This is a genomic window from Paucibacter sp. XJ19-41 (genome assembly GCF_028462495.1).
Lineage (GTDB): Bacteria > Pseudomonadota > Gammaproteobacteria > Burkholderiales > Burkholderiaceae_C > Roseateles_E.
This window is the reverse complement of sequence record NZ_JAQOWX010000001.1, coordinates 146,815-162,642: the sequence shown is the minus strand read 5'-3', so window position 1 is coordinate 162,642 and position 15,828 is coordinate 146,815. Positions and strand designations below refer to the sequence as shown.

14 protein-coding genes are annotated in these 15,828 nt (G+C 70.6%); all 14 read left to right on the top strand.

Annotated elements, in window-relative coordinates; translation table 11 throughout:
* Positions 1-967 (top strand): ATP-NAD kinase family protein (locus tag PO768_RS00820; RefSeq protein ID WP_272644481.1); only part of this gene is annotated, 967 nt, incomplete at its 5' end.
* 24 nt (positions 968-991) lie between these two features.
* Complete coding sequence (locus PO768_RS00815; RefSeq protein WP_272644480.1) at positions 992-1,783, top strand: SDR family NAD(P)-dependent oxidoreductase; 792 nt, start codon at positions 992-994, stop codon at positions 1,781-1,783.
* A 100-nt stretch (positions 1,784-1,883) separates the two neighbouring features.
* Positions 1,884-3,920: an aldo/keto reductase gene (locus tag PO768_RS00810; RefSeq protein ID WP_272644479.1), complete on the top strand. Its 2,037-nt coding sequence runs from the start codon at positions 1,884-1,886 to the stop codon at positions 3,918-3,920.
* Entirely contained in the window at positions 3,917-5,041 is a 1,125-nt protein-coding gene (locus PO768_RS00805) for a Gfo/Idh/MocA family protein (RefSeq protein ID WP_272644478.1), read from the top strand. Before PO768_RS00810 ends, PO768_RS00805 begins: the two co-directional genes overlap by 4 nt.
* The gene (locus PO768_RS00800; protein ID WP_272644477.1) at positions 5,038-5,796 is read left to right on the top strand and encodes a sugar phosphate isomerase/epimerase family protein; all 759 of its coding nucleotides are present in this window, start codon (positions 5,038-5,040) and stop codon (positions 5,794-5,796) included. Before PO768_RS00805 ends, PO768_RS00800 begins: the two co-directional genes overlap by 4 nt.
* A gap of 6 nt (positions 5,797-5,802) precedes the next feature.
* The gene (locus PO768_RS00795; protein WP_272644476.1) at positions 5,803-6,864 is read left to right on the top strand and encodes an ABC transporter ATP-binding protein; all 1,062 of its coding nucleotides are present in this window, start codon (positions 5,803-5,805) and stop codon (positions 6,862-6,864) included.
* Positions 6,861-8,069 carry an ABC transporter substrate-binding protein gene (locus PO768_RS00790; protein ID WP_272644475.1) on the top strand — a complete coding sequence of 403 codons (1,209 nt, stop codon included), beginning with the start codon at positions 6,861-6,863 and terminating at the stop codon, positions 8,067-8,069. The genes PO768_RS00795 and PO768_RS00790 overlap by 4 nt, the downstream gene beginning before the upstream one ends.
* Positions 8,066-9,031 (top strand): carbohydrate ABC transporter permease, encoded by a 966-nt coding sequence (locus PO768_RS00785; RefSeq protein WP_272644474.1) that lies wholly within the window; start codon positions 8,066-8,068, stop codon positions 9,029-9,031. The genes PO768_RS00790 and PO768_RS00785 overlap by 4 nt, the downstream gene beginning before the upstream one ends.
* Positions 9,028-9,867: a carbohydrate ABC transporter permease gene (locus tag PO768_RS00780; RefSeq protein ID WP_272644473.1), complete on the top strand. Its 840-nt coding sequence runs from the start codon at positions 9,028-9,030 to the stop codon at positions 9,865-9,867. Before PO768_RS00785 ends, PO768_RS00780 begins: the two co-directional genes overlap by 4 nt.
* A complete protein-coding gene (locus tag PO768_RS00775; RefSeq protein WP_272644472.1) occupies positions 9,867-11,567 on the top strand; it encodes an amylo-alpha-1,6-glucosidase in 1,701 nt (566 codons plus the stop codon). Before PO768_RS00780 ends, PO768_RS00775 begins: the two co-directional genes overlap by 1 nt.
* Positions 11,564-12,604 (top strand): LacI family transcriptional regulator, encoded by a 1,041-nt coding sequence (locus tag PO768_RS00770; protein WP_272644471.1) that lies wholly within the window; start codon positions 11,564-11,566, stop codon positions 12,602-12,604. Before PO768_RS00775 ends, PO768_RS00770 begins: the two co-directional genes overlap by 4 nt.
* Positions 12,601-13,671 carry a sugar phosphate isomerase/epimerase family protein gene (locus PO768_RS00765; RefSeq protein ID WP_272644470.1) on the top strand — a complete coding sequence of 357 codons (1,071 nt, stop codon included), beginning with the start codon at positions 12,601-12,603 and terminating at the stop codon, positions 13,669-13,671. Before PO768_RS00770 ends, PO768_RS00765 begins: the two co-directional genes overlap by 4 nt.
* Positions 13,668-14,831 carry a Gfo/Idh/MocA family protein gene (locus PO768_RS00760; protein ID WP_272644469.1) on the top strand — a complete coding sequence of 388 codons (1,164 nt, stop codon included), beginning with the start codon at positions 13,668-13,670 and terminating at the stop codon, positions 14,829-14,831. The genes PO768_RS00765 and PO768_RS00760 overlap by 4 nt, the downstream gene beginning before the upstream one ends.
* Positions 14,828-15,814, top strand: a complete 987-nt coding sequence (gene glk, locus PO768_RS00755) for a glucokinase (protein WP_262972773.1) — start codon at positions 14,828-14,830, stop codon at positions 15,812-15,814. Before PO768_RS00760 ends, glk begins: the two co-directional genes overlap by 4 nt.
* Positions 15,815-15,828 lie beyond the last annotated feature (14 nt).

Below are 15,828 nucleotides of genomic sequence, written 5' to 3'. Positions count from 1 at the left end.
CGTGCTGCTTGCCGGCTGCGCGCCGCTGTGGGTCTGCGGGGCCGGGGCGATGGGCGAGGATGTGCTGCGGGCGCTGGGCCAGGCGCCCGAGGTGCTGGGCGAGCGGTGCTGGCCCAGCACGGCGCAGGACACGCGCCGGCTGGCGGCACAGATGCGGGCGCAAGACCTGGCCCTCCTGCTTTTCGTCGGCGGCGACGGCACGGCCCGCGATGTGCTGGATGCGGTGGGCGAGGCGCTGCCGGTGCTGGGCATCCCGGCCGGTGTCAAGCTGCAGTCGGCCTGCTTCGGCGTCAGTCCGCGCGCGGCCGGGCGGCTGGCGGCGGCCTTTCTGTCCGGCCAGCGCCGCCTGAGCGAGGCCCGCGAGGTGCTGGACCTGGACGAGGCCGCGCTGGGCCAGGGCCGGGTGCAGGCCCGGCTCTATGGCCAGCTGCGCACGCCGGTCGATGCGCGCTGGCTGCAGGGCCGCAAGTCGCGCAGCGAGGCCGGCGACGCGGTGGATGCCGAGTGCCTGGCCCAAAGCCTGGCGCCGCAGCTGCGCCAGGGCCTGCACCTGATCGGCCCCGGTTCCACCACCTGGGCGCTGAAACAGGCCCTGGGTCTGGACGGCAGCCTGATCGGTGTGGACGTGGTGGTGGACGGGCAGCTAGGGCTGCGCGACGCCGACGAGGCCCGGCTGTGGGAACTATTGCAAGGACGACAGGCGCCGGCGCGGCTGTGGCTGACCGCGATTGGCGGCCAGGGTCATGTGCTGGGCCGCGGCAATGCGCCGCTGAGCCCGCGTGTGCTGCGGGCCCTGGGCCCGCAGGCGCTGACGGTGCTGATCACGCCGCGCAAGCTGCAGGCCCTGGGCGGCGCACAGCTGCGGGTGGACAGCGGCTCGGCTGCGGTCGATGCGCTGTATGCCGGCCCGGTGCGCGCGCTGACCGGCCCGCGCGAGCAGGCCATGCTGCACCTGGTGGCCGACTGAAACAACATAGAGGAGACCGACAAGATGAGCGACAAGACAAGAAGCGGCGGCGAACTCGCCGGCAAGGTGGCCCTGATCACCGGTGCCGGCTCCGGCATCGGCCGGGCCACGGCCCTGCTGTTCGCCCGCGAAGGCGCCCGGGTCGCGGTCTGTGATCGCGATCCTGCCGGCGGCGAGGCCACGGTGGCGGCGGTCCGCGGAGCCGGCGGCGAAGCCGTGTTTGTGGAGGCCGATGTGGCCCGCGCCGCCGACTGCGAGCGCGCGGTGCGCCAGACCCTGGCCGCCTTCGGCCGGCTCGATGTGCTGTTCAACAACGCCGGCATCACACGGCGCGCCAATGTGGTGGACACCAGCGAGGCCGACTGGGATGCGGTGATGGCGGTCAACGTCAAATCGATCTTTCTGATGAGCAAGTACGCGGTGCCGGTGATGGCCGAGCAGGGCGGCGGCAGCATCATCAACGCCGGCTCCGGCTGGGGCCTGGTCGGCGGCAAGGATGCGGTGTCCTACTGCGCGGCCAAGGGCGCGGTGGTCAATATGACGCGGGCGATGGCGGTGGACCACGGGCCGCAGCAGATCCGGGTCAACAGCGTCTGCCCCGGCGACACCGACACGGCCATGCTGCGCGATGAAGCGGCCCAGCTGGGCCTGGCCGAGACGGCCCTGGTCGAGGCCGGCCATGCCCGGCCGCTGATGCGGGTGGGCCAGGCCGAGGAGATCGCCCAGGTCGTGCTCTTCCTGGCCAGCGACCGCGCCTCCTTTGTCACCGGTTCGGCCTATGTCGTCGACGGCGGCGGCCTGGCCGGCTCGGCCTAGGGTCTGCACGCTGCCGCTCCTAGGGTAAGCCTCGATTCAAGCCCGAAATGCAGTAAATATATTTCCGGCATTCGCAATTCAAAACGTTTCAAAACCAACCATGCTGAACTGGGGAATCATCGGCGCCGGGAACATCTCGGGCGCTTTTGCCAAGGGCCTGCAACAGACCGACAGCGGCGGCCTGGTGGCGGTGGCCAGCCGCGACGAGGCCCGGGCCCGCGCCTTTGCCGACGCCCATGCGGCGCCGGGCACGGCGGTCATCGCCCATGCCAGCTATGAGTCCTTGCTGGCCAACCCGACCGTGGACGCCGTTTATATCGGCCTGCCGCACACCGAGCATCTGCACTGGACGGTGCGGGCGCTGCGCGCCGGCAAGCATGTGCTGTGCGAGAAGCCGCTGGGACTGAACCAGGCCGAGGCCATGATCGCGTTCGAGGCGGCCGAGCGCGCGGGCCGCGTGCTGATGGAAGCCTTCATGTACCGCTGCCTGCCGCAGACCGCCCAGCTGCTGGACTTGCTGAAGCGCGGCGTGATCGGCGAGCTGCGCCATATCCAAGCCTCCTTCTGCTACGCCTCGACGCCGCGTGCCGGCTCGCGCAGCTGGGAGCCGGGCCTGGCCGGCGGCGGCATCCTCGATGTGGGCTGCTATCCGATGTCGATGGCGCGCTTGCTGGCCGGTGTGGCCCGGGGCCAGGACTTTGCTGAGCCGCTGGAGCTGCAGGCCATGGGGCGGCTGCACGAGACGATGGGCGTCGATGCCTGGGCCCTGGCCACGCTGCGCTTTCCCGGCGACATCACAGCGCAGATCGCCACGGCGATCAGCCTGGAACAGGAGGAATCGCTGCGCCTGGGTGGAGCTAAGGGCGCCCTGGTCGTGGCCAATCCCTGGTATGGCGCCGGTGCGCAGGCCGGCGAGAGCCGCATCGAGCTGTGGGTGGACGAGGCCCTGGCCCAGAGCTGGACCGTCGCCACCGACCGCGGCCTCTATGCCCACGAGGCCGATGTCTTCGCCCGGGCGGTCCGCACCGGCGCCGTGCCGCATCCGGCCATGAGCCCGGCCGACTCGATCGCCAACCTGGCCGCGCTGGACCGCTGGCGCCGCGCCATCGGCCTGAGCTACCCGAAGGAGCAGGTCCCCGCGCTGGCCGGCCGCAAGACCCTGGCCGGCCTGCCGATCACGCGCCGCCCCGATGCGAATATGCGCTATGGCCAGGTGCCGGGTCTTGCCAAGCCGGTGTCCCGCCTGATCATGGGGGTGGACCACCAGGAGACCCTGCCTTATGCGGCCGCGCTGTTCGACGACTATCTGGAGCGCGGTGGCAACGCCTTCGACACCGCCTGGGTCTATGACTTCGAGGGCGGGCACTGCGAGTCCATCTTCGGCGACTGGCTGAGCGCGCGCGGCATCCGCGACGAGATCGTGCTGATCGCCAAGGGCGCCCACACGCCGCACTGCACGCCCGAGGGCATGGCCCGCGAGTTGGCCGAAAGCCTGGAGCGCCTGCGCACCGAGTCGGCCGACCTCTACATCCTGCACCGCGACAACCCCGAGGTGCCGGTCGGCGAGTTCATCGACGCGCTCAACGAGCAGCGCAACAAGGGCCGCTTCCAGGCCTTTGGCGGCAGCAACTGGTCGCTGACGCGGGTGGCCGAGGCGAATGCCTATGCGGCCCGGACCGGCCAGCAGGGCTTCGCCCTGGTCAACAACCAGCTGAGCCTGGCGCGCATGCAGTCGCCGATCTGGCGCGGCTGCGTCTCGGCCGGCACGCCGGACTCGCGGCGCTGGCTGGCCGAGCAGGGCCTGGCGCTGTTCGCCTGGTCCTCGCAGGCGCGCGGCTTCTTCGTCGACGGCCGCGCCGCGCCGGGCCAGCAGGACGACGAGGAACTGGTGCGCTGCTGGTATAGCGAGGCCAATTTCCTGCGCCTGGCGCGGGCCCGCGAGCTGGCCGCCAAGAAGGGCTGTGCCGCGATCAATATCGCGCTGGCCTGGGTGCTGGCGCAGGGCTTCCCCGCCTTCAGCCTGATCGGCCCGCGCAGCATCGCCGAGACCGCCAGCTCGATGCGCGGCCTCGATGTCAATCTCAGCGCCGAGGAACTGCCCTGGCTGGATCTGGCCGATCTGGGGAGCCCGGCATGAGCGGCATGAGCGGCATGAGCGGCACCGTGACCCGGGTCGCCATCATCGGCGCCGGCGACATCTTCCCGGCCTATGCCAAAGGCCTGCGAGCCTTCGGCCATCTCGAGCTGATCGCGGTGGCCGATGCCCGCGCCGACGCGGCCCGCGCGCGCGCCGAGGCCTTCGGCATCCGCGCGCTGACGCCTGCCGAGCTGCTGGCCGGCGAGGCGGACATTGTCATCAACCTGACCCCGCCGGCCGTCCATCTGGCGGTGGGCCGCCAGGTGCTGGAGGCCGGCAAGCATCTCTATACCGAGAAGCCGCTGGCCGCCAGCTTCGACGAGGGCCAGGTCTTGATGGAGACTGCAGCGCGCGCCGGCCGCCGCATCGGCTGCGCGCCGGACACCTTTCTGGGCGGCGCCGGCCAGGCCGCGCGCGCGCTGCTGGACAGCGGCCGGCTGGGCCGCATCGTCGCCGGCCAGGCCTGCATGATGGAGCGCGGCCCGGACGACTGGCACCCCAACCCCGAGTTCTTCTACCGCCCCGGTGCCGGCCCGCTGATGGACATGGGCGTCTACTACCTGACCCAGCTGGTGCAGCTGCTGGGCCCGGTGCGCCGGGTCAGCGGCATGGCCCATACCAGCTGGTCGCCGCGCCAGGTGCCGCGCGGCCCGCGCCAGGGCCAGCACATTGCGGTCGAGACGCCCAGCCATGTGGTCGCTGGTCTGGAATTCGAGAGCGGCGCCTTTGTCACGATGAGCACCAGCTTCGATGTCTGGAAGCACAAGTCCAGCCCCATCGAGCTCTACGGCGAGCAGGGCTCGCTGCTGCTGCCCGATCCGAACGAGTTCGGCGGCGGCCTGCAGTTCTGCGAGCAGGACGGCGACTGGCAAGACCTGGCCCCGCGCGCCTTCACCGGCCGGCTGCGCGGCCTGGGCGTGGCCGAGATGGCCTGGGCCATCACTGCGGGACAGCCGCACCGCGCCAGCGGCGAGCTGGCCCTGCATGTGCTGGAGGTGATGGACGCGACCCTGCGCGCCGCCGTCCAGGGCGGCCCGGTGGCGTTGAGCACGCGCTGCGAGCGGCCCGCGCCGCTGCCGCCGGCCTTTGCCCGGCAGATTGCCTGTGAGGTGGGCGCATGACGAAACATCACAAGATCGCCCTGCAGCTCTACACGGTGCGCAGCGCCGGGGCGCTGGCGGCGCGGCTGGCGCTGGCCCGCGAGGCCGGCTATGCCTGGGTTGAGACCGAGGGCCTGCACGGCCTGGCGCCGGCCGATTTCATCGCCACGCTGCGGGCCTCGGGCCTGGGTCTGGCCTCCATGCATGTGGAGATGAGCGAGCTGGACGCCGGCCGGGCCGAGATCCTGCAGGCCCTGGCGGCGCTGGACTGCCGCCAGCTGGTGATGCCCTGGCTGGACGAGGCCGAGCGCCCCGCCGACCAGGCCGGCTGGCTGGCGCTGGCCGGCAGGCTGCAGGCCCATGCGCAAGACCTGGCCCTGCTCGGCGTCGACCTGGCTTATCACAACCATGCCTTCGAGTTCGAGCGTTTGACCGATGGCCGGACCGTGCTGGAGACGCTGTTCGAGGCCGCGTCGAGTCTGCGTTGGCAGCCCGATGTGGCCTGGGTGGCGCGCGCCGGCGAGGACCCGGCCGTCTGGCTGGCGCGCTATGCGGCGCGCCTGCAGTCGGTGCATGTGAAGGACCTGGCCGGCGAGGGCGCCGACGCGGCCGAGCAGGGCTGGGCCACGCTGGGCGAGGGGCGGCTGCCCTGGGCCCAGTGGCTGCCGGGCCTGGCGGGCCGGCTGCAGACCTTCATCGTCGAGCACGACCATCCCAGCCAGCCGGCGCGCAGCGCGCGGCTCGGTCATCAATATCTTTCCCAACGCCTGGGCTGACGACATATGGCCGACCTCAGCATCCAGCATCTGCGCAAGACCTTCGGGCCCGTCGAAGTGCTGAAGGACATCAATCTCGAGATCGCCGATCGCGAGTTCGTCTGTTTCCTGGGCCCCTCGGGCTGCGGCAAGTCCACGCTCTTGCGCTGCATTGCCGGGCTCGAGGAGGTGCAGGGCGGCGAGCTGCGCATCGCCGGTCGGCGCATCAACGAGCTGCCGCCGGCCGAGCGCGATCTGGCCATGGTGTTCCAGAGCTATGCGCTCTATCCCCATATGTCGGTGCGCAAGAACCTGGCCTTCGGCCTGAGCCTGCGGGGCCGGCCCAAGGGCGAGATCGAGGCCCGCATCCAGGAGGCGGCGCGCATGCTGCAGCTGGAGGCGCTGCTGGAGCGCAAGCCGCGCCAGCTCAGCGGCGGCCAGCGCCAGCGCGTGGCCATCGGCCGGGCCATCGTGCGCCAGCCGCGCATCTTTCTGTTCGACGAGCCGCTGTCCAATCTGGACGCGGCGCTGCGCGAGAACACCCGCATGGAGCTGGCCCGGCTGCACCAGAGCCTGCAGGCGACGATGATCTATGTGACCCACGACCAGATCGAGGCCATGACCCTGGCCAGCAAGGTGGTGGTGCTGAACCAGGGCCGCATCGCCCAGGTCGGCAAGCCGCTGGAGCTGTACCACGCGCCGGCCGATCTGTTTGTGGCCGGCTTCATCGGCTCGCCACGGATGAATCTGCTGCCGGTCGAGGTGCTGGGGGCGATTGCTGCCAGGCCTGGGGCCAAGACTCTGGGCATACGGCCCGAGCATCTGCGTCTGGGCGATGCCGGGAGCGGGGGCGGCTTGCGCGCCCAGGTGCAGATGGTCGAGCGCCTGGGCGCGCAAAGCTTGGTTCATCTGCGCCTGGCTGACGGCCATGCCTTGACCGCCAGCGTCGAGGGTGCGCGTGCGGTGCAGGTCGGCGATCAGCTGGTGCTGACGGTGGCGGCCGAGCATGTCCATGCCTTCGGCGCCGATGGCCGGGCGCTGCCGCGAGTCCTGAGCGAGGCGGTGCAAGACGCACTGGCGCTGGCATGAACAAGCGCCTGATCCTCCTTGTGCTCGCGCTGCTGTTGCCGCTGTCGGCCGCCGCGCAGGTGCTGCGCTTCGCGACCTGGGACGGTAGCGAGAACCTGGGCATCCAGCGCCGCATCGCCGCCGCCTTCGAGCAGCGCCATCCCGGTGTGCGGGTGCAGCTGGAGGCTTATGGCGGGGGCTTCAACCAGAAGCTGTCGGCCGCCTTCGGCGCGCGCAACCCGCCCGATGTGATGATGATGTGGAACTTCCCGCTCTATCACCGCGTGCTGGAGCCGCTGGACGCCTGGCAGGCCCGCGAGCCGGCCTTTGCCAGCGCCGATCTGGTGCCGGGACTGCTGCGCTTTGCCAGCGCCGAGGGCCGGCTTTACGGTGTGCCGGCCGGCTTCACGAGCCAGGTCATCTACTACAACAAGGACATGTTCGACCGCGCCGGCCTGGCTTATCCGCAGCCGGGCTGGAGCTGGGAGGATCTGGCCGCGCTGTCGCGCAAGCTCAGCCGCCCGGCCGCCAAGGTCTATGGCTATGGCCTGGACGTGGCCCCCGATCCCTATGACTTCCAGGGCTATCTGTGGAGCGCCGGTGCCCGCATGCTGGGCGCCGATGGGCAACGGGTGCAGGGCGAGTTCGACAGCGCCGGCTCGCAAGCCATGTTCTCGATGCTGCTGGGCCTGCTGGACCAGGGGCTGGCGGCGACCCTGGGCGTGGGCGACGGCAAGAATCAGCGCCAGCTCTTCGTTGCCGATCGCGTCGCGATGCTGATGGACGGCGCGGCCTTCCGGCTCGAACTGGCCCAGGACGGCAAGCGCTACGGCGTGGCGCCGCTGCCCAGCTTCCAGGGCCGGCCGGCGCAAAGCGTCGTCAGCGTCTCCTCGCTGGCCATCGCCCGCGACTCGACACAGAAGGCCCTGGCCTGGCAGTTCATCAGGTTCTACAGCAGCGCCGAGGCGGTGCGGCTGCGCCAGGGTGATCTGCCGGTGCTGATGAGCGTGGCGCGCGAGCTGCGGCTGCAGGAGGATCCGCTGGTCCAGCCCTTCTACGCGATGGCGTTGAGCATGCAGGAGGTGCCGGCCTTTCTGCTGAACCCGCGCTGGACCCGGGCCTCGGCCGTGGTGCGCGATGCGATCCAGGCGGTGTTCCTGAAGCAGGGCGAGGTCGGCCCCATCCTCGGCAAGGCCGCGCTGAAGGCCGAGAGGAAACTGCAATGAGCGCCCGCGTGATGCTGTCCGGCGCCGCCGCGCAAGACCTGGCACCGCCGATCCGTCGACGCTGGCCGCGCGGCCTGACGCCCTGGCTTTTCGTCGCACCCTGGTTGCTGGGCTTTGTGGCCTTCACGCTGGGCCCGCTGCTGTACTCGCTCTACACCAGCCTGTTCGACTGGCCGCTGATGGGCGGCGAGCGCTTCGTCGGGCTGGAGAACTACCGCCGCATCCTGAGCAGCGACGATGACTTCCGCGATGCGCTCTGGGTCACCTGCCGCTTTGCCGGCCTCTATGTGCCCATCCATCTGGTCGCCGCGCTGGGCCTGGCCCTGCTGCTGAACCGTCGCGGCTGGGGCCAAGGCCTGTTCCGCACCCTGTTCTATCTGCCCAGCATGCTGTCGGGCGTGGCCCTGGTGACGATCTGGACCTGGATCTACAGCCAGGAGTACGGGCTCCTGAACTATCTGCTGGGCCTGATCGGCATCGCGCCGCTGAACTGGCTGGGCAGCCCGCGCTGGGCCATCTGGTCGGTGGTGATCGCCAGCCTGTGGAGCCTGGGCGGCACGATGCTGGTGTTCCTGGCCGGGCTGAAGGCGATACCGGTCGATCTGTATGAAGCGGCCGCGCTGTCGGGCGTGTCGCGGCTCAAGCAGTTCACGCACATCACCTTGCCGCTGCTGTCGCCGGTGCTGCTGTTCAACCTGGTCACGACCCTGATCGCCGCCTTCCAGCAGCTGACCCTGGCCCTGCTGCTGACCGAGGGCGGGCCGCTCAAGTCCACCTATATGCTGGCCATGTACATCTACGACACCGCCTTCAAGTACTTCGATATGGGCTATGCCTCGGCGCTGTCCTGGCTGCTGTTCCTGATCATCCTGCTGCTGGCTCTGAGCGTGATGCGCTTCTCCAGCCTGTGGGTGTTCTACGAAAACGAGATCAAGCGCGAGTCGGGGGAGGGCCAGGCATGACCCCGTTCAACTCTGCCCGCCATGCCCGCCGCCTGGCCTACTACACGCTGATGCTGGGCCTGGCCCTGCTGTTCGTGCTGCCGCTGTACTGGACCCTGGTGACCGCGCTGAAGGCCAGGAGCGAGCTCTACACCTGGCCGCCGGTGTGGTGGCCGGCGCTGCCGCGCTGGCAGAACTTCGCCGAGGCCTGGGCGGCCCAGCCCTTCGGCCTGTTCCTGTGGAATTCGCTGCTGGTGGGCACGCTGTCAACGCTGGGCCAGTTGTTCTCGTCCAGCCTGGTGGCCTATGGTTTTGCGCGCTTCGAGTTCCGTGGCCGCGACACGCTGTTCATGGTGGTGCTGGGCTCGATGATGATTCCCTGGGACGTCACGATGATCCCGCTCTATATGCAGTTCAACTGGCTGGGCTGGATCAACACGCTGAAGCCCTTGATCGTGCCCAACTTCTTCGGCGCGGCCTTCTACATCTTCCTCTTGCGCCAGTTCATCATGAGCATCCCGCGCGAGCTCGATGAGGCCGCGCGCATGGACGGAGCGAACGCCTGGCAGATCTACTGGCGCATCCATCTGCCGCTGATGGCGCCGGCCCTGGTGCTGGTCGGGACTTTCCAGTTCCTCGGCAGCTGGAACGACTATCTGGGCCCGCTGATCTTTCTGAACGACCAGAGCACGTACACGCTGCCGCTGGGTCTGGCCCAGTTCCGTGGCCTGCATGCCAACAACCTGACCGCGATCGCCGCGATGACCGTGCTGCTATGCCTGCCGCCGCTCTTGCTGTTCTTCCTGGCCCAGCGCCACATCATGGAGGGCGCCAGCGCCGGCGCCGTGAAGGGATGATGCTCTCGACCCTGTTCAACCCACGCGCCGTGCCGCTGTCGCGGCGCGGCAGCTGGTATTGCGTCTCCTGGCTACCGGAGGACTCGGCCTTTTGGCTGCGCCAGCTGCGCGGCGGCGACGAACACACCGATCTGGGTCGGCTGTTCAAGCTGCTGCCGGTGGACGCCGAGGGCAGGGAGGTCCAGGGCGAGTGGCGCCTGCAAGCCGATTCGCTGAGCTTCCAGGCCGAGGCCGGCGCGCTGCATCTGGCCTTTGCCGATGCCGACACGCTGGCACTGCAAGGCCGTGGCCTGGGCCTGCATCTGAGCCTGCAGAGCAAGCGCTACGACTATGCCCAACGCCTGGATGAACAGGCGGTGCATATCAGCTGTGCCGGCCAGGACCTGTCGGCCCGGGTCGCGCTGGCCGAAGGGCGGTTGCGGCTGGACGCGCCCTGGCAGGGCCAGCGCGCCGAACACATCGCGCTGGACCTGCTGCCGGACGAGGCCGGCGCGCTGGCGGCCGCCGTCCATCTCTACCGCGTGCTGCCGACGCGCATCGATGTCGCGGACTTCGCCGCCGCGCGCGCCGATGCCGCCGCCGATTTCGAAGCCTGGCTGGCCCTGACCCCGGTCCTGCCGCAAGACCTGGCCCCGCTGCGCCGGCTGGCCGCCTACATCACCTGGTCCTGCATCGTGCCCGCCGAAGGCCGGCTGCATTACCCGGCCATGTATATGTCCAAGAACTGGATGACCAATATCTGGAGCTGGGACCATTGCTTCAACGCGCTGGCGCTGGGTGCGGGTCAGCCCGAGCTGGCCTGGCAGCAGCTGGCGCTGATGTTCGAGCTGCAGCACCCGAGCGGCCGCCTGCCGGACTTCGCCAATGATCTGCAGGCCTACTGGCGCTTCACCAAGCCGCCGGTCCATGGCTGGACCGTGGCCCGGCTGCGTCGCCTCGCTCCCTGGTCGCCACAGCGCTGTGCGCAGATGCACGACTGGCTGGCGGCGCAGGCGCGCAGCTGGCTGGACACCGCAGCGGAGGATGGTTTGCCCGCCTACGACCATGGCAACGACGCCGGCTGGGACAACGCGACGGTGTTTCTTGCCGGCACGCCGCTGCAAAGCCCCGATCTGGCGAGCTTTCTGGTGCTGCAGCTGGAGGAGCTGGCCGCGCTGGCCGAGCTGCTGGGCCGGCCGGCCCAGGCGCAGGACTGGCGCGCCCGGGCCGATGCCTTGTTCGAGCGCCTGATGGCCCGGCTCTGGACCGGCGAGCGCTTCGTCGCCCGGCTGGCCGATGGCCGCGTGGTCGATGAAGGCGACAGCCTGATCGCCTACATGCCGCTGCTGCTGGGCTCGCGCCTGCCGCCGGCCGTGCGCGAGCGCCTGCTGGCCGAGCTCTTCGAGCCCGGCCGCTTCCTGAGCCCCCATGGCCTGGCCACCGAATCGCAGCGCAGCCCGCATTACCGCGCCGATGGCTACTGGCGCGGCCCGATCTGGGCGCCGACGACGCTGCTCTTCGTCGATGCGATGGACCGCTGCGGCCGGCGCGATCTGGGCGACGAGCTGGCGCGGCGCTTCACCGCGCTGTGCGCGAGCAAGGGCCTGGCCGAGAACTTCGATGCGCAAAGCGGCGCGCCGCTGCGCGACCCCGCGTTCACCTGGACCTCCAGCGTGGCCCTGCTGCTGGGCCAGCGTTTGCTGAATGGCACCTCCTCATGAGCGATAGCAAAGTCACTTTGAAAACCCTGATGCGCCACACCGGCCTGTCGCTGGGCACGGTCTCGCGGGCGCTGCAGGACGGCCCCGAGGTCCGGCGCGAGACCCGCGAGCTGGTCAAGGCCGCCGCGCGCGAGCTGGGCTACACGCCCAATCTGGCCGGCGTCAAGCTGCGCACCGGCAAGACCTACACGCTGTCCATCGTGCTGCCGGTCGAGAATGCCGAGCAGGACTTCAGCGACAGCGGCTTCATGGCCCTGGTCTCGGGCCTGCATGCGGCGCTGGCCGGCACTTTCTACAGCCTGGTGGTGCAGCCCGAGCTGCCCGACGAGGACCCGGTGGCCGGCCTGCGCAAGCTGGTGGAGGCGCGCCGGGTCGACGGCCTGGTGCTGACCCAGACCCGGCCGCAGGACGAGCGCATCCGCTATCTGCTGGCCCAGGACTTTCCCTTTGTCAGCTATGGCCGCAGCGAGCTGGCGCAGGCCCATCCCTGGTACGACACCGACCACGAGGACATGGCCTACCGCGCGACCCGGCGCCTGATCGCGCGCGGCCACCGCCGCATCGCGATGCTGAACCCGCCGGCCGAGCTGATGTACAGCCAGCACCGCGACCGCGGCCACCGCCGCGCCTTGCAGGAGGCCGGGCTGGCGCAAGACCCGGCACTGACCCGGCACTCGGGCCTGTCGGCCAGCGACGGCCGCCGCCTGGTGCTGGAGCTGGCCCGGCTCGAGCCCCGGCCCACCGCTTTTGTCTGCGCCAATGAGTACGGCGCGCTGGGCGCCCTGTCGGCCTTTGCCGAGCTGGGCTGGCAGGCCGGCCGCGAGGCCGTGGTCGTGGCCACCGACGACAGCAATGTCAGCGCCTTCTTCGTGCCGCCGCTGTCGACCTACTACGCCTCGCTGCATGGCGCCGGCCGCCAGCTGGGCCAGCTGCTGCTGCGCCGCCTGGACGGCGAGCCGCTGGAGCAATTGCGGCTGCTGGAACAGGCCGAGCTGATCGAGCGCCAGAGCGACGCCTTGCAGGAGGGCCAGGCATGAAAACGCTGCAAGGCCCGGGCCTGTTCCTGGCCCAGTTCGCCGGCGATGCGCCGCCGTTTGACAGCCTGGACCATCTGGCCCACTGGGCGGCCGGCCTCGGTTTCGCGGCGCTGCAGATCCCCAGCTGGGATGTGCGCCTCTTCGATCTGGCGCGGGCAGCCGAGAGCCAGACCTATTGCGACGAGCTGCGCGGCCGGCTGGCCGAGCAGGGTTTGCAGATCAGCGAGCTGTCCACCCATCTGCAGGGCCAGCTGATCGCCGTGCATCCGGCCTATGAGCGCCAGTTCGACGGCTTTGCCGCGCCGGCGGTGCGCGGCGATGCGGCCCAGCGCAGCGCCTGGGCGCAGCAGCAGCTCAGGCTCGCGGCGCGCGCCTCGGCGCGGCTGGGCCTGCAAGCCCATGCCACCTTCTCCGGTGCGCTGGCCTGGCCCTATCTCTATCCCTGGCCACAGCGGCCGGCCGGCCTGATCGAAGAGGCGTTTGCCGAGCTGGCGCGGCGCTGGCGGCCGGTGCTCGATGCCTTTGACGAGGCCGGCGTCGATGTCTGCTACGAGCTGCATCCCGGCGAGGACCTGTTCGACGGCCTGACGTTCGAGCGCTTTCTCGATGCCGTCGACCAGCATCCGCGCGCCCACATCCTCTACGACCCCAGCCATCTGCTGCTGCAGCAGCTCGACTACCTGGCCTTCATCGACATCTACCACGCCCGCATACGCGCCTTCCATGTCAAGGATGCCGAGTTCCGTCCGAACGGTCGGCAAGGCGTCTACGGCGGCTATGCGCCCTGGCTGGAGCGGGCCGGGCGCTTCCGCTCGCTGGGCGACGGGCAGATCGATTTCGGCGCGATCTTCTCCAAGCTGGCCCGGCACGACTACCCGGGCTGGGCGGTGCTGGAGTGGGAGTGCTGCCTCAAGCACCCGGAAGACGGTGCACGCGAGGGGGCCGATTTCATCCGCCGCCACCTCATCCGCGTGGCCGGCCGGGCTTTTGACGATTTCGCCGATGCGCAGACGCCGCGCGCCGAGCTGCGCCAAATGCTGGGCCTGGGCCTGGGGAGCGAAGCATGAACAAGCCATTAAAGCTGGGCATGGTCGGCGGCGGGCAGGGCGCTTTCATCGGCGGCGTTCACCGCATTGCGGCGCGCCTCGATGGGCAGTGGCAGCTGGTGGCCGGCGCCCTGTCCAGCGAGCCCGAGCGTGCCGCCGCCAGCGCCCGCGAGCTGGGCCTCGATCCGGCGCGCAGCTATGCCAGCTGGCAGCAGATGGCTGCGGCCGAGGCCGAGCGGCCCGACGGCATTGACGCGGTGGCCATCGTCACGCCGAATCATCTGCATGCGCCGGTGGCCACGGCTTTCCTGGAGGCGGGCATCGATGTGATCTGCGACAAGCCGCTGGCCACCTCGCTGGCCGAGGCCCGCGCGCTGGCCGCGCTGGCGCGGCGGCGCGAGCGCCTGCTGTGCCTGACCCAGACCTATAGCGGCTATGCGATGGTGCGTGAGGCCCGGGCCCTGGTGGCGGCCGGCGAGCTCGGCACGCTGCGCCTGATCCAGGTCGAGTATGCGCAGGACTGGCTGACCGAAGCGATCGAAGCGCAGGGCCACAAGCAGGCAGCCTGGCGCTGCGACCCGGCGCTGGCCGGGCCGGCCGGCGCGCTGGCCGATATCGGCAGCCATGCCTATCACCTGGCCTGCTTCGTCAGCGGTCTGCGCGCCGAGGCGGTGTGTGCCGAGCTGAGTCGCCTGGTGCCGGGCCGTCGGCTGGACGACCATGCCCAGGCCATGCTGCGCTTTCCCGGCGGTGTGCGCGGCATGCTCTGGGCCAGCCAGGTGGCGGCCGGCTGCGAGAACGCGCTGCGCCTGCGCATCTGGGGCAGCCGCGCCGGCCTGGAGTTCGCGCAGGAGCGACCCGACGAGCTGCTGCTCACCACACTGGGCGGCGCGAGCCGGCGCCTGAGCCGTGGGCGTGCGAGCAGCGCCGAGGCTCGGGCCGCCACCCGGCTGCCGGCCGGCCATCCCGAGGGCTATCTGGAGGCTTTTGCCCAGCTCTACCGCGATGCGGCCGAACAGATACGTGCGCGCCGCGAGGGCCGGGCGCCGGACATCGGCAGCCGCTGGCTGACGACGGCCGAGGACGGCGTCGCCGGCCTGGCTTTCATCGAGGCCATGCTGGCCAGCGATCGCGCCGGCAGCGTCTGGACCGCACTGGACACCGAGGGGGTGCTCCCATGATCGAGATCGGCATCCGCAACCCCCGTGCGGCCCGGCTGCTGGCCGATGTGGGCGGTACCCATGTGCGCCTGGGCTGGCAGGACGGCGCCGGCGCGGCGATCCAGCATGTGCAGACCCTGGCCTGCGATGCGCACCGCGATCTGGGCGACTGCCTGGGTCGCTATCTGCAAGGCCTGGCCGCGGCCGGCGCGGCGCGGCCGACCCAGGCGGCGCTGGGCGTGGCCAGCGCGGTGCTGGACGACCGGGTGCGCCTGACCAACCGCGACTGGGCCTTCTCGGCCCAGGCTCTGGCCCGGCAGCTGGGTTTGCAGCGCCTGGTGGTGCTGAACGACTTCACCGCGCTGGCGCTGGCGATACCGGCGCTGCCCGAGCCGGACTTCTGGCATGTGGGCGGGCCGAGCCGCGGCGCGCTGGGGCCGCTGGCGGTGATAGGGCCGGGCACCGGCCTGGGCGTCTCGGGCCTGATCCCCCAAGGCGACGGGCAGTGGACGGCCTTGCAGACCGAGGGCGGCCATGTCGGCCTGGCACCGCAGAACGAGCGCGAGGCGGCGCTGCTGGAGCGGCTGCGCCGGCGCTTCGGGCGCGTCTCGGCCGAGCGGGTGCTGTCGGGGCCAGGTCTTGCCAATCTGCGCCGGGCCATCGCCGAGCTCGATGGCCAGCCCTTGCCGGCAGAGCCCAGCCCGGCCGAGGTCGTGCAGCAGGCCCTGGCCGGCGAGCCGCCAAGCGCCGAGGCGCTGGCCCTGTTCTGCGCCTTGCTGGGCGATGTGGCCGGCGATCTGGTGCTGTCGCTGGGGGCCCGTGGCGGCCTCTACATCGGCGGCGGCATCGTGCCGCGCCTGGGGGCCGAGCGCTTCATCGGCTCGGACTTCCGCCAGCGTTTCGAGGCCAAGGGGCGCCTGGCCGGCTATATGCACGAGGTGCCCTCCTATGTGATCGCGAGCCAGGAGCCGCCGGCCCTGCTCGGAGCGAGTCGAGCGCTATGAGCCCGCCGCACTGA